We start from the raw sequence: 1,778 nt of genomic DNA, 5'->3' as shown, positions 1-1,778 counted from the left end.
TGGGTAGTTTAACTGGGGCGGTTGCCTCCTAAAATGTAACGGAGGCGCTCAAAGGTTCCCTCAGCCTGGTTGGCAATCAGGTTTCGAGTGTAAGTGCACAAGGGAGCTTGACTGTGAGACTGACAAGTCGAGCAGGGACGAAAGTCGGAACTAGTGACCCGGCCGTGGTTTGTGGAAACGCGGTCGCTCAACGGATAAAAGGTACCCCGGGGATAACAGGCTGATCTTGCCCAAGAGTCCATATCGACGGCATGGTTTGGCACCTCGATGTCGGCTCGTCGCATCCTGGGGCTGGAGTCGGTCCCAAGGGTTGGGCTGTTCGCCCATTAAAGCGGTACGCGAGCTGGGTTTAGAACGTCGTGAGACAGTTCGGTCCCTATCCGCTGCGCGCGCAGGAAACTTGAGAAGGGCTGTCCTTAGTACGAGAGGACCGGGACGGACGAACCTCTGGTGTGCCAGTTGTTCTGCCAAGAGCACGGCTGGTTAGCTACGTTCGGGAGGGATAACCGCTGAAAGCATCTAAGCGGGAAGCCTGCTTCAAGATGAGGTTTCCACGGGGCTTGCCCCGAGAGGCTCCCAGCTAGACTACTGGGTTGATAGGCCGGATGTGGAAGAGGGAACTAAAGACCCTTGCAGCTGACCGGTACTAATAAGCCGACAACTTGCTCACAACTAATTTTGCTATGCGTCCACTGTGCGGTTCCCGAGATGCGGTCGGTTCTCCGACGCGTACATCTCCATAGAGTTTCGGCGGTCATAGCGTTGGGGAAACGCCCGGCTCCATTCCGAACCCGGAAGCTAAGCCCATCTGCGCCGATGGTACTGCGCGGGAGACTGCGTGGGAGAGTAGGTCGCCGCCGGACATCTTTTCGATGACGCCCACCCGCTTGCGGGTGGGCGTCATCGGCATGTCCGGGGTCGAGTTGCAGCAGGTGCATGCTTGCCCAACGCCTGACGACAGGAGCTAGCGCCGTGGACGAAGATCGCGACCGAGCCGGTGACCGACGGCCGTGGGCTGCCGGCGACCGCGCGCCGAGTGACCGACGGCCGCGTACCAGCAGCGGTGAGCGGAACCGGTCACCGCAGAGCGGGGGCACCGCGGGGTCGGCTCGAGGCGGCGGTCCGGGTGGGCCGACGCGGTCCAGCGGCTCGGGTGCGCGGCAGAGCTCTGAATCCCGTCGCAGCGGGGAACGGTCAGGTGGGGCAGCGCGACCGCAGTCATCGCCCGGGCGTGACGCGCAGCGCCCTGCCAAGGGTCGGCCGGCCTCCGGCAGCGGCGGTCGCCCGGCTGCGGGCGCCAGCGTCCGTCGCGGTGCACCGCCCCGGGCAGCGGGTGCCGAACCCGGCCGTGAGGCCTACCAGAACCGGAACGCCGCGCGGGAGAAGGCCGGCGGTTCCGACAGGAGCACGGGCCAGGCTGCGCGACGTCCATCGCAGTCGTCGGGGGAGTCGTCGGGCACCACCGGGCGGCGATGGGAAGGACCGCCCAGCGGGTCGACGGACAGGTCGCGCGGGGCCGGCACCACGAACCGGACAGGACGACCGCCGGTTCAGGGGGGAGGCGAACGCCGACCCTCCGCCCAGGGCGGTCGTGGAACCGGTGGGGCGGTCCCGCCGAACCGGGTCCGCAACGATGGTGGCCGCCGCCCCGGCGATGAGGGCGTCCGAGCGCCCCAGGCCCGGACTGGGGCGTCCGCCTCAGGTGAGCGGTCGCGCGGTAGCGACCGTCCGGCGCAGCAGGGTCCGGCGCGGCAGGGTCCGGCTCGGCAGGGTCCGGC

2 rRNA genes are annotated in these 1,778 nt (G+C 67.0%); both read left to right on the top strand.

Annotated features, from left to right (window positions below):
• Positions 1-670, top strand: a 23S ribosomal RNA gene (locus tag VF632_RS08700); the annotation flags it as partial.
• A gap of 76 nt (positions 671-746) precedes the next feature.
• Positions 747-863: ribosomal RNA gene (rrf, locus tag VF632_RS08695) — 5S ribosomal RNA — on the top strand.
• Positions 864-1,778 lie beyond the last annotated feature (915 nt).

It is taken from the genome of Longimicrobium sp. (assembly GCF_036388275.1).
GTDB lineage: Bacteria > Gemmatimonadota > Gemmatimonadetes > Longimicrobiales > Longimicrobiaceae > Longimicrobium.
This window is presented reverse-complemented; position numbering and strand designations above follow the sequence as displayed.